Genomic DNA, 20,102 nt, shown 5'->3' with positions numbered 1-20,102 from the left:
GGCCGGGCGGCGGACGCCGCGGTCACGCCCCGGTCCGCCGCGGCCGGCGCGCCGCCCGGGACGCCCGCCGGGCCAGGGTTCCGGCCCGCCCGGCCCGTTCCCGGCACCACACCGTCGTCGCGCGGTACGTGGCGGCGGCCTGCCCGGGAGGGCTGTGGTGCGGCAGCAGCCGCTGCGGGTCCACCGCCACCGCACGCGCCGCGAGCTGCTCCCACAGCCGCGCCGCGGAGGAGACGGGCAGGGGCCCGAACCGGGTGAGCAGGACGGCACTCACACCGATGCCGAGCCCCAGACCCACATAACGTCGTACGGGGCGGCCGTGCAGCCGGCCGGGGTTCGTCGCCATGACCGCACGCTACGGCCGCCCGGCGGCACCGGACATGAGTCCCCGTACTCAACCGTCCTGAGCGGCCGCCCCGTCGAGGACAGCGCGAAGGGGGCCGCCCTGCGGGCGGCCCCCTCGGAAGGATTCCCCGCCGGAGGAATGTGACGGACGGGCCGCGAGGTCACGTCCTGCGGTAGCGCGCGCTGGCGAACGAGAACCCGGCGAAGGCCACCAGCCCCACGGCGATCACCACCAGCAGCCACGGGCCGGCCGAGGTCTGCGTGAAGGCACGCAGCGTGTCGTCCATCCCCTTCGCCTCGTCCGGGTCGAACCGGACCGCGGCGACCAGGGCGAACACGCCCACCGCGCCGAAGAGGACACCCCGCGCCACGCCGCCGAAGACGCCGAGGACGTCGACCGCCTGACGGACGCGTCGGCTCATCTCGCCCGTCTTGAGGTGCTTGTGGAACTTCCGCCGCACCGCGCGGACCAGGATCCACCCGCCCGCGACGACCACGCCGATCGCGGCGGCGCCGACCAGCCAACGGCCTCCGGGCATCTCGAGCGCCCGCGCGGTGATGTCCTTGGACTGCCGGTCGGAGGAACCGCCGCCGCCCGAGCCGGCGGCGAAGGCCATCACGGAGTAGGCGACGAAGCCGTAGAAGACGGCACGGCAGGCCGAGAACAGCCGCTTGTGCGTCTTGTGCCCGTCCGGTCCGGAGGCGCCGAAGGCGGCCTCCGACAGCCGCCACAGGGCCATGCCGGCCGTGGCGATGCCCAGCGCCCACAACAGCACGGAGCCGAACGGCTTCTCGGCTATCTCGGCCAGCGCACCGGAGCGGTCCGCCTGCTCGCCGTCGCCCGGATGGAAGGCCACGCGCAGTGCGATGACCCCGATGAGCAGGTAGAGGACCCCGCGGGCCGCGAAGCCGGCACGGGCCGCACGGTCCATCGCGGAGCTGTTGGCGGCGCGCCGTGCGGTGGTCCGGGGGAGCCACGTCGTCGATTGACCTGTCATGCCGCCCGGTTGCCCGCTGCCCGGTCGCGGAAACGGAGGGCGAATCGGCCACCCCCGACCGGCGCGCCGTCCGCGCTCCGCGGGCGCGGACACCCCTCCCTCACGGATCGGCAGGGCCGACGACCTCTCGGACGGTACTGCGGCTCACACCTCGGCCGCGGCCGAGGCACTGGGTGATCCGCCGGCGCGGCGGTACTCGGCGTTGATGCGCTGGGCCTCTTCGAGCTGGTCCTCGAGGATGATGATCCGGCACGCGGCCTCGATCGGAGTGCCCTTGTCGACGAGCTCACGCGCGCGGGCCGCGATGCGCAGCTGGTAGCGGGAGTAACGACGGTGTCCACCCGCGGAGCGCAGTGGTGTGATCAGGCGCGCCTCACCGATGGCGCGGAGGAAACTGGGGGTGGTGCCGAGCATCTCGGCGGCCCGGCCCATCGTGTACGCGGGATAGTCGTCGTCGTCCAAACGGTCCAGCGACTTGTCTGCTGTCATCTCACCTCTCTGGGAAACCTCTGCGGCACGCGTCGAGGGGCCTTGGTGCCGTACGGCACCAAGGCCCCGAAGGAATTGCAACACCATCTGCCGGCCCTAGTGCTGCGCCGGCCCTCTGTTTCCGCCCAGCCGTCCGATGTCCCGACGGGGGTGCGGGGATCGCTGATACGTGACCGGAGACCACCTGCCTGTCGATGTCCTCGGTACCCGGGCTTCGCGTCTTCCGCCCGGGCGATCCTGATGGCGTTCGACTCCTCCGTTCTTCCCTCTGAACTGATCACTTACCTGACGGGAACTGCGTACTGCTGGTACTGCCACCGCGTCGACCGCGGTCCTGCTCGTGGCGGCCCCTCGACACTACGGGCCACCCGGCCCGGTCGTCAGTCCCGTCGCCGTCGTGCAACAACCTGGCTTCGACACTCCACCACCGGACCGTCATACGTGTTCCGTGTACTGCTGCCCGGCAGTTCATGTCTGCCGGGCCTTGTCGTATCTCGGCTACGAGAGAAAGCATAGGGAGGCGGGAAGCGAATGTCTACTGCGGCAGATACAGATTTTCTGCACTGGCTGACGAGGTGCTCCATGACCTGCCCGCGAGGACAGGGGGCCGTCCGCACCTCGGCCCGCAGGCGCCGCCCAAGCGCACGCACGCCCGGCCTGTGTCGCGGCACCAGGGGAGCGTGCGCGCCCTGACGCCCGGTGGTGCCACCGCCCAAGCGCCCGGACGGGCGGGTGCATAGAATCCGATCCCATGCCGAAGCCTGACGAGCTGATCGTTGACATCGCCGCCCTCGTGGAGTCCGGGCGAAGCAACCAGATGTCCCTGACCGTGGTCACCGGCGGCGCTGTCATCACCGGTCGACTGGCGCCGGAAGCCACCTGGAGGCAGAGGGTGTCGGAGGTGCTGACGGACTCTGCCGACCTGGGCGAGTTCTCCGCCGTCTTCAACGCCCCTGCGAAGAAGGACGGGCCGCCCACGCACCTGCACTTCCACGTCGCCCGGATCATCCAGGGCACGGTGGGGATCCCGGAGACGGGCGGGATGTACCGCGTCGCGATCGAGGACGTCAGTGCCTGGACCGTGGGCGACTTCAGCTACTCCGACCACTGACCCACCGCCGCGCCGCTCCCGGCGCGGCGGCCGGCCGTCGGCGATGTCACCCAGGCGGAACCGATGCCGTGGATCCCGGGCCGTCGCGAACGGTCGTGAGCCGGGCAGCCGGGCAGCCGGGCAGCCGGGCAGCCGGGCGCGGGCGATCAGGCCGGTGCGCGATCACGGCCGGAGTGAGGCGGCGGTCGGTTCATTCCCGCAGAGGCGAGCGGCACGGAATTGCCGGGAGGCTCGCCGGAACGCGACAGCGAGGCCGGCCGGCGAAAAACGCACGGGCGCAATCACCGGAGCGAGTGGCGCGGCATCGGCGCAATGCGTGGAGCGTCGTCCACCGTGGTGCGGGCGAAAGGGAACACCCGCGCCCTCGAGGGGAATCCATTTACGGTCGACCGGTTGCCCTGTGGATTCCCGGTTGTCGTGAACAGGTGGAAGCGTTGCGGGAAACGCGAACAGCCGGGGCCCGCACCTCGAAAGACGCGGGCCCCGGCTGCAAAGTGCGCGTGAGGGTCAGGCGACGACGATGTTCTCGGCCGTCGGGCCCTTCTGTCCCTGCGCGATGTCGAAGGAAACCTTCTGTCCTTCGAGCAGCTCGCGGAAGCCCTGAGCGGCGATGTTCGAGTAGTGGGCGAACACGTCGGCGCCGCCGCCGTCCTGCTCGATGAAGCCGAAACCCTTTTCCGCGTTGAACCACTTCACGGTGCCGGTAGCCATGTCATATCTCCTTCGGGGCAGTGCGTCGGTATCCACACGGCGTGGATGCCGTGTCGCCGCGATGATCACCCCGCCCGGAAAATGACCGGAAATACAAAAACGCTTCCGGTGGCGAATGGGCCGACCGGGGCGCCTGAAGTTTCGGGAACCACAACTGCAACTGAGATCGACAGTAGCACGCCACGGCCGCCTGTGCGCGTGAAGAACGCCACTTCATTTTTCCGGGGAAAAATCGGTCTGCGTACGCCGTTGAAATCTCAGTTCTCGGGCGCAGCTATTGCGTCACCCGAAGCACAAGGTTTCGGTGAGGCCGGCTGTCCGGGCGCAGCGGGCCGGAACGACGCGGACCACGTCACCCTGTGCTCCCGTGCTGCCCGAGCCCTCGACGGGCAGCGGCGCGTCAGCCGCAGAAGCAGAAGGGTTCCCACGGCTGAGGTAAGGGCCGGACGACCGGCCCGCGGTCCGGCGGTGAGGCTGAGGCGGTTCGGCGGTGGACCCGGGGCCCACGGCCGACCGGTGCGGACGGACGGCTCCGAAACCGGGCGCCCGGCGACACCAGGTGCACGTCATCCGCCGACCGGTGCCGGGCGTGCCGTCACCCGTGCCCCGCCGGCGCCGGCCGCGGACCTCTGCACGCGCCCGTCAGCGGACGCGGCCTCCGGACGCTCCTTCCTTCTCCTTCGCGTAGTCCTTCGCCATCTGACCGGCGAAGTCGTACACCACGCACGGTTCGTCGCCGACGGTCCACGCGTCGTGCCCGGGGGAGCACACGAAGACGTCCCCGGCACCGACCTCGGTCTCGCTTCCGTCGTCCATGCGGATGTGCAGGCGCCCCTGGGTCACCACCCCGTTGTGGTGGAACTGGCAGCTCTCGGTCCCGGCGGCCGGCGCGATGTCCTGGGACCACCGCCAGCCGGGCTCGAAGGTCGCCGTCGCGAAGTCCAGCCCCGAGAGGTGGACCGATTCGAGGTGACCGTGCGGGAAATTGCGCTGCTCGTCGGGCTTACTGGGAGTTCTGACCTCCAGCATGGCGATGCCTCCTCACTGAGCCACACCTCCATTGTGCGACCCCTCACCCGCCGTCCGGCGACCACGGCCGTCCCGGGTCGCTCCCTGGAGGTTAGGGTCGGCCTTCGGCCGGGCGCCGTGGCGAGGAAGGCCGGAGGAACGAGACCGCTGTCCAGGGGGACATCCGTGAACGTCGGTGTGCAACGCGGTGCGATCGCCGCCGTGCAGGTGCTCGGCCTCGCCGTGTGGTTCTCCATGTCGGCGGTGGTCCCCGGCCTGCGCGACGACTGGGGGCTCACGGCCGGCGGCGCGGTGTGGCTGACGGCGTCCGTGCAGTTCGGCTTCGTCGCCGGGGCCGTGATCTCGACCGTCCTGAACCTCCCGGACCGCGTCCCTCCCCAGCGTCTGCTCGCCGCGGGCGCCGCGGCGGCCGCCGTCTGCACCGTCGTGCTGGCCCTGCTCGCCGACCGGCCGGCCGTCGCCGTCCCGCTGCGCTTCCTGACCGGGACGTCCCTGGCCGCCGTCTACCCCACCGGCATGAAGCTCATGGCCTCCTGGGCCGGCAGCGCCGGGCGGGGCCGGACCATGGGCGTCCTCATCGCCGCCCTCACCCTCGGCTCCACGCTTCCCCACCTCATCGCCGGGCTGGGATCACTGCCCTGGCGGGGCGTCCTGCTCACGGCGGCGGCGGCCGGACTCGCGGGTTCCGTCATAGCCCTGGTCCTCGTCCGGCCCGGCCCCCACGCGGCGTCGGCCGCCCCCGCCCGCAACCCCCGGTACGCGCTGACCATGTTCACCGAACGCCGCCCGCGCCTGGCCAACCTCGGCTACTTCGGGCACATGTGGGAGCTCTACGCCCTCTGGACCTGGATCCCCGCGTTCCTGCTGGCCTCCCCCGCCGCCCGCGACCTTCCGGGTTCGGTGGCGATCACGGTGTTCCTCTCCATGGGGATCGGCGGGGTGATCGGCTGCCTGCTCGGCGGCTGGGGCGCGGACCGCTTCGGCCGCTCTCCCGCCGCCGTGACCGCGCTGCTCCTCAGCGGCCTGTGCTGTCTGCTCTCCCCGTTCCTCTTCCACGCCCCGCCGGCGGTCCTGTTCCTCTTCTGCACGATCTGGGGCGCCGCCGTGATCGCGGACTCCGGGGTCTTCTCCACCTCGCTGAGCGAGGTCGCCGACCACCGCTACGTGGGCACGGCGCTCACCGGCCAGACCGCGATCGGGTTCGCCCTCACCGTGGTCACCATCCAGTTCACGCCCCTCCTCGCCGAAGCCGTCGGCTGGCGCCACGCCTTCCTCCTCCTCGCCCCCGGCCCCCTGGCCGGCGCCCTCGCCATGCACGCCTTCGGCCGGGGCCCCGCGTCCGCCCTCCCCCTGCGGGGCGCGGCCTGACGACCGCCCCGCCGACCGCCCCGCCGCCCGCGCGCCGGTCCCGGCCGGCGGGCCACGGCGGGAGGGCGAGACCGTGCGCATCCGGGTTCCGCACCTGCGCGCCGGGGCGGCCGTGCGCCCCCGGAAGGGGAATCCAGGGGTGCTCGGGAGCGTCAGACCTCCTCGTCCCGAACCGGTCGGTCGGCGGGGAGCCGGGTCATGTCGTCCGTCGCGGGACGGGGATCGGCCGATCGGATGCGGTCGCCGAGGGACTCGAAGGACACCGGTGAACCGGCTGCCCTGCGAACGGTGCTCAGGCTGACGCTGTCCGCGTCCAGGGCAGCGACTGCCGGGCGGGGGAGCACGTAGAACTCCCACTGGGCCGTGTCGAGCGGGTCGTAGACAGCGTGTTCACGGGAGGTCTGGACGGCGAACACGTAGACGTCGGCGTTGTACGACTTCGACTCCGAGTAGCCGCCCTCGGGCGACCACGCGCAAGCGCGGAGCCCACCGAAGCGGATGGGAGAGGGCGCGCGCTGCTCCCAGGCCTGCAGATGGGCACCGGCCTTGACCTCGATGCGCAGTCCGTCGCCGGTCTCTACATCGTGGCTCGCCCACTCCACCCGGGGCTTGCGGGAGCCGACCGCCCGGTGGACCAGGAATTCGGCGAACAGACCACGCGTGTTGTTCATCCGGAGGTCCGGCATGGCGAACCGCCAGAAGTCGACCACGGTCGCGTCCGGGACGCCGGCGACCGGCTCGTCGCCGCGGAGCGGAGGAAGGGGTCGCGGGCTCAAAGGCGGGCGGGCGGACGGCTTCATGACCGCAGTCTGTCAGGAGGGTGAGGCACGCAGGGAGAGGCGTGTGCGTGGTACGACACCGGACACGGCGAAGGACCGGTCCGGGGCCCTTCCTGAACCGGCCCTTCCCGCTGTGCCCCGGCAGAATTCGAACCTGCCACACCCGCTTCAGGAGTTCGATCCGAACCCGCTCCGACTGCTGCGGTCGCCTGATGCGTAGCTCCATGGGGAGAGTTCCGCACCGGTCATGCGGGCCTCCCGGCAGCCGATGGGTGTCACTGTGGTCTGCTGCATGTCATGCGGTCGCTGTACTTCCGTGCTGTGCTCCGGACCCGAGGTGCGACCGTTCATGGATGGCGAAGTGCCGGAGTGCTTCAGGCCTTCGGCTGGGTGAAGCGGATGCGGTTGCCGAAGGGATCACGCAGACCGCAGTCGATCCCGTACGGACGCTCGGTGGGCTCCTCGGTGAACTCCACCCCCTTCTCGAGCAGCGTCTCGTAGGTCTTGCGGCAGTCGTCCGTGGTGAGGATGAGCCATCCGCCCATGGCCCCCTTGGTCACCAGCTCGCGCACCTGCTCCGCCGTCTCCTCCGACATCGCCGGCGCACCCGGCTTCTCCAGAAGAATCTGTCGCTCGGGGCGTCCCGGTACGCCGACGGTCAGCCAGCGCATGAAACCCATGTCGACGTCTGCGGTGATCTCCAGGCCGAGCTTGCCGACGTAGAAGTCGATGGCCTCGTTCTGGTCGAGAACGTATATCTGTGACTGCGTGATGGCGTTGAACATGACACTGACACTAGCGATGGGCCAGGACGAGAACTTATCCAAAACTGCTCAGTGGGCAAGACGTTCCGTCGGCCGGTCAGGCATGCGGCCGAGTCCACGCCATCGTGAAGCACGTCGGTACGCTCACGGCAACCGCTTCCTTGCGGTAGGTCCGGGGCGACCGGCCGACGATGTCGCGGAACGTTCGGCTGAAGGTGCCCGGGCTGGTGAAGCCGACCTCGAAACTGATGTCCGTCACGCTGCGGTTGGTCTCCCGCAGCAGGAACATCGCCCGTTCCACGCGGCGACGCTGCAGGTAGCGGTGGGGTGTCTCACCGAACGTGGCTCGGAAGGTACGCGTGAAGTGGGCCTGCGACACGTGTGCGACGCGGGCCAGGGTGGGGACGTCCAGTGGCCGCGCGTAGTCGCGGTCCATCACGTCACGTGCTCGGAGCATACGGCGATTGGTCTCTTCTGCGGCGCGACTCACGGCACCATCCCATCACGGTCTCCCGGACAGGACCCAGGACGGCAGGCGGGAGGGAAGCTCCCCCGCGCCCGCCACGATCGGCCGGCACCCGGTCGCGGAGTCCCTGCCTCATGCATGCTGTAGGCGTGCCGCGGACGGTCGTCATGCCGGGGTCGTCGCGGGTGGGTCCGGCCGCCGTCCAGTCCGCCGACGGGCCGGCCCCTGGTTGCCGTAGGTGGTGTGGCTCCCGGAAGGGCTGAGCGAACGGACCGGACGCCGTTGACCGGGGACCGGTGGAAGCACACGGCGAGACACAGCGGAGGGGATGCCGAGGACCACCGCCCCGAGCGGGGTTCCTCACCCGCCGCACTCGACGGCGCACCCGTTGCGGACCATCCGTGACATCCGGGAGTCACTGCCCGACGACCAGCGCAGGCACTTCGACGCGGAGCTCGCCGACACGGCGATCGAGGCTCTGCCCGAGATGCTGAACCGCTGGGTGGCCTTGAGCGACGACGGCTTCGAGGAGTTCCTGCTGTCCCGGCCCTTCGAGGGCATGGAGTTCGGTGCCCGAACCTACGACGAGGAACCGGACGTCGAGTGATCCACCTGCTCGACACGAATGTCGTCGCCGAACTGACGGCGCGGCCCAAGCCCGACCATCGTGTGCTGGCCTGGTTCCGGTCCACGCCCCGGCCCAACCGCTTCCTCAGCGTGACACCGTGGCCGAGATCGAGGCAGGCGTGGACGCCACGGCGGACCCCGTGCGCAAGGCCCGATACGCCCAGGCACTCGCCGCCGTACGGCACGAATACGCCGGACGCATCGCACCGACCGGTGAACCGGAAGCGGCCGCGTACTTGAGCATCCACAGGATGCTGAAATCAGCCGGTGCCGGCATCGACCCGCCGGACGCACTGATCGCCGCCACCGCCCTGGCCAACGGCTGGACGGTGGCCACCCGCAACATCAAGCACCTCGCCCGCACCGGCGCCATGGTGATCGACCCGTGGGAACAGCTGGACCAACCACGCCGCGAGTGACTGCCGGCGTTGATGCCAGAGGCCGCCCGGGAAGGTTCCTGGGCGGCCTCTGCGCTGGCGCCCCCGGCAGGATTCGAACCTGCGACACCCGCTTCAGGGGTTTCCCCAGGTGGGGCTGTGACCTGCGGGAATGCCTGTCCTTGGGTGCCTGGCGTGGGAAAACACTCCTCGGCGGTTCTCACATGTTCGCGCCTTGCCCCGGCCTCATGTGTGCTGAATCCGTTCCGGTGGTCCCTCGTGTATCGGTGCGTCGGCGCCGGTCCGTCTTGGCTCCGCCCCGTGCCCATGGTCGGAAGCCTGTGGTGGTGCTACTGCGTAGCACCAGGTGCTACCGTGGCCGATATGAGCGTTCAGCCCGAAATCACTCAGAGGGACCTGCGTAACCGTTCCCGGGAGATCATGGACGCCATACAGGGTGGCCAGTCGTTCACCGTCACTCGTGACGGGCACCCGATCGGACAGCTCGTCCCTCTGCGGCGGCGCCGTCGGTTCGTCTCCCGGCATGAGTTCGCCGCGATGTCCAGAACCGCTCCCGACATCTCCCTCGACATGTTCCGCGTCGACCAGGACGCCACGACCGACCACTACCTGGACGATCCCTATGCCCGCTGATCGTCCGACGTACGGGCAGGGGATCCTCGACACCAACATCATGATCTTGCGGCGGTGGGTGGATCCCGAGGAACTGCCGGAAGAAATGGCGATCACCGCCATCACCCTGGCCGAGCTGTCCGCCGGCCCTCACGAGGTCCGCCGCAACGACGAACAGAGCGGCTACGACGAGCATGTCGAGCGAGCCCGAAGGCTCGACGTTCTGCAACGCGCGGAGCACGAGTTCGACCCCATCCCCTTCGATGCCGAAGCCGCCCGTGCCTACGGCCGGATCTGTGCCGCGGTGATCAGTGCGGGCCGTAAGCCGCGTCGTCGGGTGGCCGACCTGATGATCGCTGCCATCGCAGTGGCCGAGGGCCTCCCCCTCTTCACCACCAACCCCGACGACTTCAAAGGGCTGGACGACCTCCTGACCGTCGTTCCGGTCACGCGTCCCACGATGCCGCACGAGAGCTGACGAATCCCGACCGAACACCGCAGGGCCGAATTGGCTGAACCGCCGAGATGGCCGGCCCTCGGGCCTTTGGGAGGGGAGGGCGAGCGCGCCCCGCACTGCTGAGGTTGTTCCGGGCCTCCGGAGAGCGAATTCGATGCCTGCCCGGCCCTTCGGGGGACGGGCGTGGACGGAGTGTGTGCTGCAAGCAGCAGGATCCCTCCCGTCCGCTGGACGGGAGGGATCCTGACCTGGTGCTTCTCTGTGCCCCGGCAGGATTCGAACCTGCGGCACCCGTTTTAGGAGATCCCTCCAGGCGGGGCTGTGACCTGGGGAAACGGTTACCGCTGAGTGCTTGACCTGCGGAAAACGCCTCGCTGGTTCTCAGCCGTTCGCAGTGCTTCCCGGCCTCATGTGTGCCGAATGTGTGCTGCGCCGGCTGCTCGAGTCTCTCTATCGAGCGAGTCGGGCCGGATCGATGGTGAGAGGGAACGGCTCGTCGATCTGGACGGTCTGGCCAGGCAGGACGGTCGCCAGATCGCGGTAGCCGGAACCGTTGCGCATGGCGGTGTGGAGCGTGGGGGCGGGCTCCAGGTCGACGCGCCAGTAGTGCTCGATGCCGGCCGCGGCGTACAAGGCCGGCTTGAGTTTGCGGTCGGTGAGGCGGGTGGCCGGTGACGCGATCTCGACGACAAGGAGCACAGCAGCGTTGTTGAGGACGACGCCCGCCTCGGCAGCTGCTTCGGCATCTGCGACGACAAGGTCAGGGATGAGAAGCCCGTCAGGCACGCTGATGTTCACGGCTTCCAGGACCTCGACGTCCGCGCCCGCTTCGTCGGCGGCCCGCTCCAGCAGGGCGGCGAGCCGGCGTGAAGCCCGCTGATGGGGCACGCTGGGGGCGGGAGACATCAGGAGCGCCCCTCCGACGAGTTCGACCCGCTGATGCGTGTCCTCACCGAGAGCGAGGACATCGTCCAGGGTCCACGGGCCCACGTGGTCGTACGCGGCACCCATGCCTCCACCCACCTTCCGGCATCTAGGCCCATGGTTGCACCGGTCGCACTTCGTCCGTGCCCCATTGCCGATGGTTCACCCGGATACGGCCCCGGACGCTCGGTGCCACCGACCATCAGACCATGCCTCGCAGAAGCAGGCACAGAGGTGATGTCTCAGCCGTTGCTCAGTCTCGTGCGGCGGATCGGGTAGTGCCAGTGACGGTCAAAGGCCCCGGACCATGATCGGTCCGGGGCCTTTGCGCTGGTGCCCCCGGCAGGATTCGAACCTGCGACACCCGCTTTAGGAGTTCGATCTACGTCCGCCCCTGATGCCATCGTTGGCTGATCCGGTGGCCGTCCAGGATCACAGCTGTGTGCCGCCGTCCGGGCTCGTTGATGTCAGCGTTGGATGTCAACGGAACAACTCCGGAACTGGGCAGACCTCCAGCGGTTCGGCCGGCCGGTCCGCCCACTGCCACCAGGTGTGCCGACCAGCACACCGCCACAGAGAGCGGCAGGTCCTCCGGCCGTCTTCGTCTCGTTTGGACAGCACGAGACCGCCGGACTTCAAGGGCTGGCTGCACTCAGGACAGGCCGGGGCGTCGTCGGTCATGCGGCGCACCCTAACGGAGCGACCTTTTCGTCCCGAACTTTCGGCCGGGGGCATTGCGGACCGGAGGGCTGGTCAGTCGGTCGTCGACGTCCTTGGTGGTCGCCCGCGGTTGCGGTGGTTGCTGCACTTCGCTGCTGTACTACTGCGCTCACTACAGTCCCTCCGTCTGGTCGTACTCGACTGCCTCAAAGGTGTCGATCAGCATTGCACTAATCGGCGGATTCGATTCCCAAGTCGGCTCGCATGGCAATTTTCTGCTCCCCCACGTATGGCCAGACCTCTTGATGCAGTTCGTCTTCCAGAGCATGCAGCTCGGCCGCACATCCGGACAGAGATGGGCCGAGCTGCTTGATTTTTCCGTATGCGGTGTTCAACCGGGTCTTGGCAACGCTGGATGCTCGTAGCACCGGGCGCGGGGCAATCATCTGGGCTTCCGAATAGCTGTCCCGATAGGCCGATCGGCTGGTCTCCAGTTGTGCCAGCGATGCGTCAACGTCAACGTTTTGCCGCAGCGCATGCAGGTAGTTGGTCATCGCCGTCAGAAATTGACGGGAAGCAGTGTTCAGGTCGATGTAACACCTGCGCCTCAGCTCAAGGCTCTCGCGCTGGCGTGCTTGCGCCTGCTCCGCCTGTAGCAGGGCTTCGGCGTGCTGGCGTTCTTCTCGTCGCTGCTCCGCAGCAGCCTGCAATTCCAGACGTTTTGTGCGGTCCGCGCGGTTCTGCGTCAGCAGCGCCGCTCCTAGCGTGCCCACCACGCCCACGACGGCAACCGCCAACCCCGCCCAACCACCGCCCACAATCCCTGCCTTCTACAGATGAAGGGCTTCAACCAAACGCACGTCCTGACCTGGGCTCGGGCCTCCCGCATCGCGTCGGCTGCCGCTGTCGGTTAACACGGGCCAACCTCGGTCCACGGATAGCCAGATCGCGATGCCAGGCAGTGGTCAGGCGTGCCCAAGCTAGCTCAGCGTAGCGGGCGTTTAGAAGATGCGGGCAAGCCTTGACGGATCAACCCGATCGTCCTACGTCGGCACCATGCTGGGCTGTTGAGTGCCGCTGTCGTTGCCGTCAGCGCTGCCGTCACCGCCGTAAGCGGTGCTGCCCTGTAACCACCGCACTAGGAGTTCGCTCACCGGGCCGCGCGGCCTGTTCCGCGCCCACAACGCTGAGGTTTGGTGGTGCTCCTGTGGCGCGTTGCCAGGCGCCGCAGCCTACGGCGGCGCTGTCCTGCTGCGCGCTGCTGGGCTCTCACGATGGCTACTGTCTGCGGATCACTGATCAGCTCGTAGTCGTACAGCAGAAGCGCGTCGTCGTCCTTGGTGAGCAGGCGTCGCAACGTGTCGATGTGGCGCTCAGGGCTGGTGAGTAGCCTCTTCGACTCTAGCCAGGCGGCCAGACCGCCATCGTCTTCCAGCACGGGACCACCGTAGTCAGCCGGCCGGACGTCGTCATGCCCGTTCTCCGGGCTTAGGCATGGCCTTACCAGTGTCGCAGACGAACGGACGTGACCTGGGGGTGTCGTCTAGGACCTCTGTCACTGATGGTCGCCGCTGGTCACCCTTGAGCGGCCTGGGACGGCCCAGAGACGGCCCGAAGTCCTCGGCTCCCTCGAGAGCTGAACAGCCTCCGTGGTGTCAGGTCCGTCTGGCAAACTCATCCCATGGTGAAGACTCCTGGCGAGTGGCTGAACAAGCTCTATTACGGCGACAACCTCGGCGTCCTACGAGAGAACGTAGCCCCCGAGAGTGTAGATCTGATTTACCTGGACCCTCCATTCAACTCAAACCGCTCGTACAACGTACTCTTCAAGGAAAAGAGCGGCGAAGAGTCACCAGCCCAAATGGAGGCGTTCGACGACACTTGGACTTGGAGTCATGAAACCGAGTCCCTCTACATCGATCTCCTAAATGGCGACGCACCACTAGCCGTCAAAGATGCACTAGAGGCCATGCGCAAACTCCTCGGAGATAACGATGTGCTGGCATACCTTGTCATGATGGCTGCAAGGCTTGTCGAACTTCATCGAGTCCTGAAGCCTACCGGATCTCTATACCTTCACTGTGACCCGACCGCAAGCCACTATCTCAAGATGCTCCTTGATGCAATCTTCGGAGCTCGGCAATTCAAAAATGAGATTGTATGGCGGCGCACCTCCACAGTGAAAGGCAACTCAGGGCAAGGGGCTCGCCACTTCGGGCGAAACACGGACCGAATCCTTTTCTACACGAAGTCCGACAAATACACCTTCAATCAGGCTTATCAGCCGTACTCCGAAGAATACATCAAGAAGAAGTTCACGAATATCGAGCCGGAAACCGGAAGGAGATTCCAAACCGTAAGCATGCTCGGCCCAGGCGGCTCAGCTAAAGGGAATCCTTTTTACGAGGTTCTCGGAGTGTCGCGACATTGGCGTTTCAGTCAAGAGGAAATGGCTCGTCTGATCAAGGAGGGGAGGGTGCATCAAAGTAAGCCTGGCGTGGTGCCGCGACAGAAGTACTATCTGGACGAGGGTAAGGGTGTGGAGCTTCAGTCGCTATGGGCAGACATTGACGCTCTAAACTCACAGGCCGCAGAGCGACTCGGGTACCCGACCCAGAAGCCCTTGGTTCTTCTTGAGCGGATTATTGAAGCCAGCAGTAATCCGGGTGACGTAGTCCTAGACCCATTCTGCGGCTGTGGCACCACGATTGATGCCGCCCAGAAGTTGGGGCGCAAGTGGATCGGCATAGACGTAACGACCTTGGCCGTTGATCTTATCGACGCTCGACTTCGCCACACGTACACTGAGTCGATTCAAGACAGCTATGAGATCCTCGGCATACCGAAGGACCTCGGCGGCGCTCAAGCCCTGTTCAATCGGTCTCCTTTTGAATTCGAGCGGTGGTGCGTGATGCTCGTGGACGGACAGCCGAACGAAAAACAAGTAGGCGACAAGGGGATCGACGGAATCATTCGCGTCCCCATTGACGCCAAGGGTAATTCACATCGAGCTATAGTTTCTGTCAAGGGCGGCACCACGAACCCAAGTCACGTAAGGGACCTGATCGGCACAGTGGAGTCCCAAAAGGCGGCAATGGGTGTCTTCATCTGCTTGAAGAAACCCACCAAGGCAATGGTAGATGCGGCTAACCATTCCGGTGTCTACACTTACCCGGTGAACAATCAGAAGTACCCTAAGGTTCAAATCATCACGGTTGAGGATTTGCTCAAGGGGAAGCGTCCCAACATTCCTACAGCCATGCTGCCGTACTTCCAGGCACAGCGCCGTTATGAAGCCACGCATCAGCAAATGACATTCGGCTAGGAGGCAGCGAGGTCGGCGGAGCGGCTTTGGGCTGGAGCTGCTTTGGGGCGAGTGATCATGGCCCCGTAAGCTGATGGCGAGTCGGGCAGTCAGTGGACCTGCCCGTAAAGCACGACGTTGGGGCCATGATCTTCGAGGCTCGCCCCAAAGTGGCTGCCTAAAGCCGTGGAGCCGACCGCCCCAGCCACAGAGGGTTTCTCTCCCGACCGTGCCCGCAGTCGCCGGCGCGCCGCCGGGCGCGGCCAGCCGGGGCGAAGACAGGAGGCAGGCCGCGCCGCACAGGCGGCGCGCGCCCGCGCCGTGCGCGGGCCTTGATGAAGTAGGGAAACTCTTATCGCACCGTGTTGAGTTGGCGCCCGTCATGGCTTCTGACGTGGGGTCCCGCCTCGTCCAGCGCATCGAGCAGCCGGACTGCGTAGACCTCGGCCATGCGCTCCGACACTTCCTCGGGCGTGAGCCATTCGACCGCGGTCGACTCTTCGCTGGTCCGCTCGATACCGCCGGAGGGCTTACAGCGGAACACTAGGGCCACGACACCTCGCGTCGTGTTCTTGTAGACGCCGGTCAGCTGGTCGACCTCGACGCGGACGCCGGTCTCCTCCCAGACCTCCCGGACGACTCCCTCCTCGGGGGCCTCGGCGAGTTCGAGCACTCCACCCGGCAGCTCCCACGTCCCGTTGTCCGCCCGGCGGATCGCCAGGAGCCGCCCGTCCTCGCGGACGACCGCCCCCGCGACTGACACGGAATGCAGTGGCGTTGACGACGTCTCGCGGGCGCTGTTACTCATGTACAGGAGCATAGGAGAGTGAAAAGGACTATGGGAACAGCCATAGGAGGTGGGAGGGCCGTACCGAGGTACGTCCAGATCGCCGAGGAGATTGTCCAGCAGATCCGCGCCGGGGTGCTCAAGCCCGGCGACCTGGTGCCGAGTGAATCCGAGTTGGTCGAGCGCTACGGCGTGGCCGGCGGCACCATCCGCAAGGCAATGGTCGAGGTTCGGGCAAGCGGGCTCGTGGAGACCCGGCACGGCAAGGGATCGATCGTGAAGGACCGGCCGCCTGTGCGGCTCCGTTCCTCCGACCGCTTCCGCGCCTCGCACCGCCGGGAGGGCAAGGCGGCCTATCTCGCCGAGTCGGCCCAGTCCGGCGCAACCGCCAAGGTGAGCGTTCTCTACATCGGACCCATGGAGGCCCCGGAGGAGATCGCGGAACGCCTCGACGTTCCCGTCGGCACTCAGGTCCTCGCACGCCGCCGTCTCTATTTCCGCAACGGCGTCCCCGTCGAGACCGCCACCTCCTACCTCCCCTGGGACGTGGTCAAGGACATCCCCGAGTTGTTCTCGGAGAACCCGGGCCCGGGTGGCATATACGCCCGGCTGGAGGACGCCGGGCACGTCTTCGCCGAGTTCGTGGAGACGCTCCAGGCGCGACCGGCGGCCAAGGCCGAAGCCTCCGAACTCGCTCTCAGCCCCGGCGCGCCGGTCATCCACCTGCTGCGGAACGCCGTCACCGAAGCCGGTCGCGTGGTCGAGGTGTGCGACACCCTCATGGCCGCTGACCAGTTCATCTTCGAGTACCGCATCCCCGCCACCGACTGACACCGCCTCAACTCCTCGCAACCCGCCGAGACTTCTTCGCCTCGGCGGGTTGACTCATGTACAGGAGTCATGCACTCTTCTCCATGTCACTCCTATACATGAGTGACATAGTCGAGCACTTCTAGAGGAGTGATCTCTGTGCGTCAGATTCCCGTTGACACCTCGACCGCGTCCGTGATGGTCGCGCAGCCCCCGCAGCCGAAGGTGAAGGACCGCCGCACCGGCGAGCGGGCCATGGACATGGAGACCGGTGCCGCGCTGTCGACCGTGGACGTGATGTTCGCGGCCAACGGCGAGGTGGAGATCCTGTCCGTGACCGTCCCGGAGACCGGCATCTCCGCCGACCTGACCATGGGCACCCCGGTCGCGATCACGGGTCTGGTGGCCCGCCCCTGGGAGAACGAGTTCAACGGCCAGCGCCGTCACGGGATCGCGTTCCGGGCGGTCGCGGTCACCTCCCTCGCCGAGACCGCCGCGAAGCCGAAGGCCGCCTGACCATGGAGTGGCTGACCGCCGCTGTGGTGCTGCTGGTCGTCGCCGTCGCGGGTGTCCTGCGGTGGCGTCGACCGGCCTGGTACTGGCTGACCTTCGGGGTCGTGCTGGCCGCGGTTCGCGTTCTGGTCCGGTACACGTCGGTGATGGAGGCGTGCGGGCTGACCGTTCCGCCTCCGCGCTGGCGGCTGGCCCTGGCCCGGCTGACCGGCCGCCCCGTTCCGCAGGCTCGGGCCCCGCGGCTGCTGCGGCTGCGTCCGACCCGGACCGGCCTCGTCCTACGGCTGGGGCTCCGCCCGGGACAGGACGCGTTCGACGTGGCGGCTTCGTGCGACCGGTTGCGGCACTCGTTCACCATGCAGGGCGTCACCTCCCGCGAGATCCGCTCCGGTGTGGTGGAGCTGTGCATGACCGGCTACGACGTCCTCAAGCGGGTGCAGATGCCGCCGGTCGTCGAGCGGTCCCCGATGCGGGTGCCCGTCGCGCTGAGGGAGGACGGCGCCGTGCACTTCCGTGACTACCGGACCTGCCCGCACGCGCTGACCATCGGTGCCACGAAGTCCGGCAAGTCCGTCTACCAGCGCAACCTGGTCGCCGAACTCGCGGCCTTACCCGTGGCCTTGGTAGGGATCGACTGCAAGCAGGGGGTCGAGCTGTACCCCCTCGCGCGGCGCTTCTCCGCCCTGGCCGACAACCCCGACACCGCCGACGACCTTCTCGGCGCGCTGCTGGTGCACATGGAGGGCGTCTACCAGCTCATCAGGGCCGAGCAGCGCATCACCGCCGATGTCCCGGACGCGGAGATCGCCGCCGACATCTGGGATCTTCCCGACCACCTCCGCCCGACTCCCGTCGTCGTCCTGGTGGACGAGGTCGCCGAACTCGCCCTGTTCTCCAACAAGGACGAGGAGAAGCGACGGGACCGGATCATCACCGCCCTGGTCCGGCTCGCCCAGCTCGGCCGTGCCGCCGGCATCTACCTGGAAATCTGCGGCCAGCGCTTCGGCTCGGAACTCGGCAAGGGCATCACCATGCTCCGTGCCCAGCTCACCGGCCGCACCGCCCACCGCGTCAACGACGAGACCAGCGCGAACATGGCCTTCGGGGACATCGCCCCGGACGCCGTCCTCGCCGCCATCCAGATCCCCACCGGCACCCCCGGCATCGCCGTGGCCGGTGACGCGACCGGCGGGTGGCACCGCATCCGCGCCCCGCACACCACGCTCCGACAGGCCGTGAACGCCTGCAACCGGCACGCGCACCTGACTCCGGTCCTCCCCGGCCTGGACGCCTTCCGTCCCTCCGTGGCCCCGCCCACGCGACCGCCCGTGGTCTTCCCGGCCCAGCCGGTCGAGGCACCCACCACCGCCTGACCCGCCCCACCTCCGGTCGGCGCGACCGCAACCGCGCCAGTTCCCTACCCCCGCCATGCCCGAAACGCCCACGAAGGAGGTGAGGACGTGACCCGCAAACTCCGCGCCGACGCCGTACTGGTGCAGGCCGTGATCGCCGGGGCCCTGTCCTTCTCCCACCTGCACGACCTGGCCGAAGCCGCCGGACAGACCGGATGGAAGGCGTGGGCCTACCCGGTCTCCGTCGACCTGCTCCTGGTCGCCGCCTGGCGACGCATGAGCCAGGACGCCGACAATCGCGACGCCTGGCTGTGGTTCGCCATCGCCCTCGCCGCCTCACTGGGTGCCAACGTCGCCACGGCCGGGCTGCTCGACCTCGGAGCCGTCCCGGCCTGGCTGCGCATCCTCGTCGCCGGTTGGCCCGCCCTCGCCTTCCTCGGCGGGACCCTCCTCGCCCACAAGCCCGCGCCGCACGCAGCTCCCGAACCCGAACCGGCGCCCGCGCCGGAACCGCGCACGGTCCTCGAACGTGACCCGGTCCCCGCCGCCGCGCTGGCCAACCCGGAGCCCGTCGCCGACGAGCCGGACGAAATCGCGGCACCGGAGCCCGCCCCGCCGGCACTGGCCGCGGCCCCGGCACCGGCTCCCCCGGTCCCGGTCGCCCTGGTCGCCCACGCCCGCAAGGTCGCCGACGACCACCGCGCCCGCACCGGAGCCGCCATCGACACCGACACCCTGCGCGTCCGCCTCGGCGTTCCCGCGCCCATGGCCGACGCCATCGCCGCCCAACTCACCTGATCCGGAAGGAGACCCGCTCGTGCCTGCTCGCGACCACTTCCAATCCGTCATGCGGATCGGCCCGGTGCAGATCGGCACCCACCGCGACCGCCACGGCCGCACCAAGCACGCCGCCGTCTGCACCACCGACCGCTGCGGCTGGTCCGCCGACTACACCGCCCAGTCCGCCGCACAACTCGCCGCCCGCACCCACCGCTGCCGAATAGCCGACTGAACGGAGAACCGCCATGGACGTCCCGCTCTGGCTCGCCCTGATCGTCGTCGGCGCGCTCGGCGTCAAGCTCATCCGCCCGCCCTGGTGGCTCGTCGCCGTGCTCCTCCTCGGCGGCTACCTCCTCGCGGACAGTCTCCTCGCCCCCGCCATCGACACCGCGATCACCAAGTGACCGAAGGGAGAACCACCATGCTCCGCCCCAGGATCCCCAGCATGCCGAGGCCGACCGGCCTGGCCACCCCGCCCGTCGTCGTCCAGCCCACCGCCGTCGAACCCGCCCCGGCACCGACGTCTCCGGCCGCTCCCGCCCCGGTGCCGGCGTCCCCGGCCCGGCCGGTGGTGCAGCTCACCCCCGGCACCGCCGTGGCGCTCGTCGGAGCCGGTGCGGCCGTGGTCCTGGTCGTCGGCGCCGTACTGGTCTCCATGCTCCTGGCGACCGCCGTCACCGCGGCCTCGGTCGCCGTCTGCGCCCTCGTCATCCGCTCGCTCAGCGGCCAGCAGTCCAAGCGCCGCTGACCGGCCTCCGGGGCGGTCTCAACCGCCAAGTCTCGCCCGCCCCGGAAGCCGTGCCCCTGCCCGAACCAAA

General features: G+C 68.3%; 26 protein-coding genes. 14 read left to right on the top strand and 12 right to left on the bottom strand.

Annotated elements, in window-relative coordinates:
- Positions 1–22 precede the first annotated feature (22 nt).
- The 3 genes from A2U95_RS22145 to A2U95_RS22135 form a co-directional block, all read right to left on the bottom strand.
- Positions 23–346: a hypothetical protein gene (locus A2U95_RS22145; RefSeq protein WP_166025978.1), complete on the bottom strand. Its 324-nt coding sequence runs from the start codon at positions 344–346 to the stop codon at positions 23–25.
- A gap of 160 nt (positions 347–506) precedes the next feature.
- Positions 507–1,343, bottom strand: coding sequence for a DUF1206 domain-containing protein (locus A2U95_RS22140; protein WP_420857034.1), 837 nt, complete (start codon positions 1,341–1,343; stop codon positions 507–509).
- 144 nt (positions 1,344–1,487) lie between these two features.
- Entirely contained in the window at positions 1,488–1,832 is a 345-nt protein-coding gene (locus A2U95_RS22135) for a helix-turn-helix domain-containing protein (RefSeq protein ID WP_166025976.1), read from the bottom strand.
- A 751-nt stretch (positions 1,833–2,583) separates the two neighbouring features.
- On the opposite strand from A2U95_RS22135, the gene A2U95_RS22130 reads away from it, so the two are divergent.
- A complete protein-coding gene (locus A2U95_RS22130) occupies positions 2,584–2,943 on the top strand; it encodes a hypothetical protein (RefSeq protein WP_166025973.1) in 360 nt (119 codons plus the stop codon).
- Between the two features lie 507 nt (positions 2,944–3,450).
- On the opposite strand, the gene A2U95_RS22125 is transcribed toward A2U95_RS22130, so the two are convergent.
- Both A2U95_RS22125 and A2U95_RS22120 read right to left on the bottom strand, forming a co-directional pair.
- A complete protein-coding gene (locus A2U95_RS22125; protein WP_019329653.1) occupies positions 3,451–3,654 on the bottom strand; it encodes a cold-shock protein in 204 nt (67 codons plus the stop codon).
- Between the two features lie 642 nt (positions 3,655–4,296).
- Complete coding sequence (locus A2U95_RS22120; RefSeq protein WP_166025972.1) at positions 4,297–4,683, bottom strand: cupin domain-containing protein; 387 nt, start codon at positions 4,681–4,683, stop codon at positions 4,297–4,299.
- Positions 4,684–4,848: 165 nt separating this feature from the next.
- Between A2U95_RS22120 and A2U95_RS22115 the strand changes: the two genes are divergently transcribed.
- Entirely contained in the window at positions 4,849–6,051 is a 1,203-nt protein-coding gene (locus A2U95_RS22115) for an MFS transporter (protein WP_166025970.1), read from the top strand.
- Positions 6,052–6,203: 152 nt separating this feature from the next.
- Here the strand turns inward: A2U95_RS22115 and A2U95_RS22110 are convergent, their stop codons facing one another.
- The 3 genes from A2U95_RS22110 to A2U95_RS22100 form a co-directional block, all read right to left on the bottom strand.
- Entirely contained in the window at positions 6,204–6,851 is a 648-nt protein-coding gene (locus A2U95_RS22110) for a hypothetical protein (protein WP_166025968.1), read from the bottom strand.
- Between the two features lie 353 nt (positions 6,852–7,204).
- Positions 7,205–7,615 (bottom strand): VOC family protein, encoded by a 411-nt coding sequence (locus A2U95_RS22105; RefSeq protein ID WP_166025966.1) that lies wholly within the window; start codon positions 7,613–7,615, stop codon positions 7,205–7,207.
- A gap of 76 nt (positions 7,616–7,691) precedes the next feature.
- On the bottom strand, positions 7,692–8,051 hold the full coding sequence (locus A2U95_RS22100; protein ID WP_166025993.1) for a helix-turn-helix domain-containing protein: 360 nt from the start codon (positions 8,049–8,051) through the stop codon (positions 7,692–7,694).
- A gap of 337 nt (positions 8,052–8,388) precedes the next feature.
- Between A2U95_RS22100 and A2U95_RS22095 the strand changes: the two genes are divergently transcribed.
- The 4 genes from A2U95_RS22095 to A2U95_RS22080 all read left to right on the top strand — a co-directional run bounded on the left by A2U95_RS22095 (position 8,389) and on the right by A2U95_RS22080 (position 10,175).
- On the top strand, positions 8,389–8,667 hold the full coding sequence (locus A2U95_RS22095) for a hypothetical protein (protein WP_166025964.1): 279 nt from the start codon (positions 8,389–8,391) through the stop codon (positions 8,665–8,667).
- Between the two features lie 118 nt (positions 8,668–8,785).
- Positions 8,786–9,106: a PIN domain-containing protein gene (locus tag A2U95_RS22090; protein ID WP_240957609.1), complete on the top strand. Its 321-nt coding sequence runs from the start codon at positions 8,786–8,788 to the stop codon at positions 9,104–9,106.
- 342 nt (positions 9,107–9,448) lie between these two features.
- The gene (locus A2U95_RS22085; RefSeq protein WP_166025962.1) at positions 9,449–9,718 is read left to right on the top strand and encodes a type II toxin-antitoxin system Phd/YefM family antitoxin; all 270 of its coding nucleotides are present in this window, start codon (positions 9,449–9,451) and stop codon (positions 9,716–9,718) included.
- Complete coding sequence (locus A2U95_RS22080; RefSeq protein WP_166025960.1) at positions 9,708–10,175, top strand: type II toxin-antitoxin system VapC family toxin; 468 nt, start codon at positions 9,708–9,710, stop codon at positions 10,173–10,175. Before A2U95_RS22085 ends, A2U95_RS22080 begins: the two co-directional genes overlap by 11 nt.
- Before the next feature lie 429 nt (positions 10,176–10,604).
- Here the strand turns inward: A2U95_RS22080 and A2U95_RS22075 are convergent, their stop codons facing one another.
- The 3 genes from A2U95_RS22075 to A2U95_RS22060 all read right to left on the bottom strand — a co-directional run bounded on the left by A2U95_RS22075 (position 10,605) and on the right by A2U95_RS22060 (position 13,176).
- On the bottom strand, positions 10,605–11,165 hold the full coding sequence (locus A2U95_RS22075) for a Uma2 family endonuclease (protein WP_166025958.1): 561 nt from the start codon (positions 11,163–11,165) through the stop codon (positions 10,605–10,607).
- An 803-nt stretch (positions 11,166–11,968) separates the two neighbouring features.
- Positions 11,969–12,514 (bottom strand): hypothetical protein, encoded by a 546-nt coding sequence (locus A2U95_RS22065; RefSeq protein WP_240957593.1) that lies wholly within the window; start codon positions 12,512–12,514, stop codon positions 11,969–11,971.
- Positions 12,515–12,888: 374 nt separating this feature from the next.
- On the bottom strand, positions 12,889–13,176 hold the full coding sequence (locus A2U95_RS22060; RefSeq protein WP_206283011.1) for a hypothetical protein: 288 nt from the start codon (positions 13,174–13,176) through the stop codon (positions 12,889–12,891).
- 243 nt (positions 13,177–13,419) lie between these two features.
- Here A2U95_RS22060 and A2U95_RS22055 point away from each other — a divergent pair, with 243 nt between their 5' ends.
- The gene (locus A2U95_RS22055) at positions 13,420–15,063 is read left to right on the top strand and encodes a DNA methyltransferase (RefSeq protein WP_166025953.1); all 1,644 of its coding nucleotides are present in this window, start codon (positions 13,420–13,422) and stop codon (positions 15,061–15,063) included.
- Positions 15,064–15,394: 331 nt separating this feature from the next.
- Here the strand turns inward: A2U95_RS22055 and A2U95_RS22050 are convergent, their stop codons facing one another.
- The gene (locus tag A2U95_RS22050; protein ID WP_166025951.1) at positions 15,395–15,862 is read right to left on the bottom strand and encodes an NUDIX hydrolase; all 468 of its coding nucleotides are present in this window, start codon (positions 15,860–15,862) and stop codon (positions 15,395–15,397) included.
- An 18-nt stretch (positions 15,863–15,880) separates the two neighbouring features.
- Between A2U95_RS22050 and A2U95_RS22045 the strand changes: the two genes are divergently transcribed.
- The 7 genes from A2U95_RS22045 to A2U95_RS22015 all read left to right on the top strand — a co-directional run bounded on the left by A2U95_RS22045 (position 15,881) and on the right by A2U95_RS22015 (position 20,032).
- Positions 15,881–16,660 carry a GntR family transcriptional regulator gene (locus A2U95_RS22045; RefSeq protein ID WP_166025949.1) on the top strand — a complete coding sequence of 260 codons (780 nt, stop codon included), beginning with the start codon at positions 15,881–15,883 and terminating at the stop codon, positions 16,658–16,660.
- Positions 16,661–16,798: 138 nt separating this feature from the next.
- Positions 16,799–17,155 carry an SCO3933 family regulatory protein gene (locus A2U95_RS22040; protein WP_166025947.1) on the top strand — a complete coding sequence of 119 codons (357 nt, stop codon included), beginning with the start codon at positions 16,799–16,801 and terminating at the stop codon, positions 17,153–17,155.
- 2 nt (positions 17,156–17,157) lie between these two features.
- On the top strand, positions 17,158–18,525 hold the full coding sequence (locus A2U95_RS22035) for an FtsK/SpoIIIE domain-containing protein (protein ID WP_166025945.1): 1,368 nt from the start codon (positions 17,158–17,160) through the stop codon (positions 18,523–18,525).
- Positions 18,526–18,612: 87 nt separating this feature from the next.
- Positions 18,613–19,302 carry a DUF2637 domain-containing protein gene (locus tag A2U95_RS22030; protein WP_166025944.1) on the top strand — a complete coding sequence of 230 codons (690 nt, stop codon included), beginning with the start codon at positions 18,613–18,615 and terminating at the stop codon, positions 19,300–19,302.
- A 19-nt stretch (positions 19,303–19,321) separates the two neighbouring features.
- On the top strand, positions 19,322–19,516 hold the full coding sequence (locus A2U95_RS22025; RefSeq protein ID WP_166025942.1) for a mobile element transfer protein: 195 nt from the start codon (positions 19,322–19,324) through the stop codon (positions 19,514–19,516).
- 13 nt (positions 19,517–19,529) lie between these two features.
- A complete protein-coding gene (locus A2U95_RS22020; RefSeq protein WP_166025940.1) occupies positions 19,530–19,688 on the top strand; it encodes a DUF4175 domain-containing protein in 159 nt (52 codons plus the stop codon).
- 17 nt (positions 19,689–19,705) lie between these two features.
- Complete coding sequence (locus A2U95_RS22015) at positions 19,706–20,032, top strand: SpdD-like protein (protein WP_166025938.1); 327 nt, start codon at positions 19,706–19,708, stop codon at positions 20,030–20,032.
- Positions 20,033–20,102 lie beyond the last annotated feature (70 nt).

Origin of the sequence: Streptomyces chilikensis, from assembly GCF_001642695.1 — a bacterium.
Lineage (GTDB): Bacteria > Actinomycetota > Actinomycetes > Streptomycetales > Streptomycetaceae > Streptomyces > Streptomyces chilikensis.
Note: the sequence above shows the minus strand (reverse complement) of the source record. Positions and strands in the feature narration are given on the sequence as shown.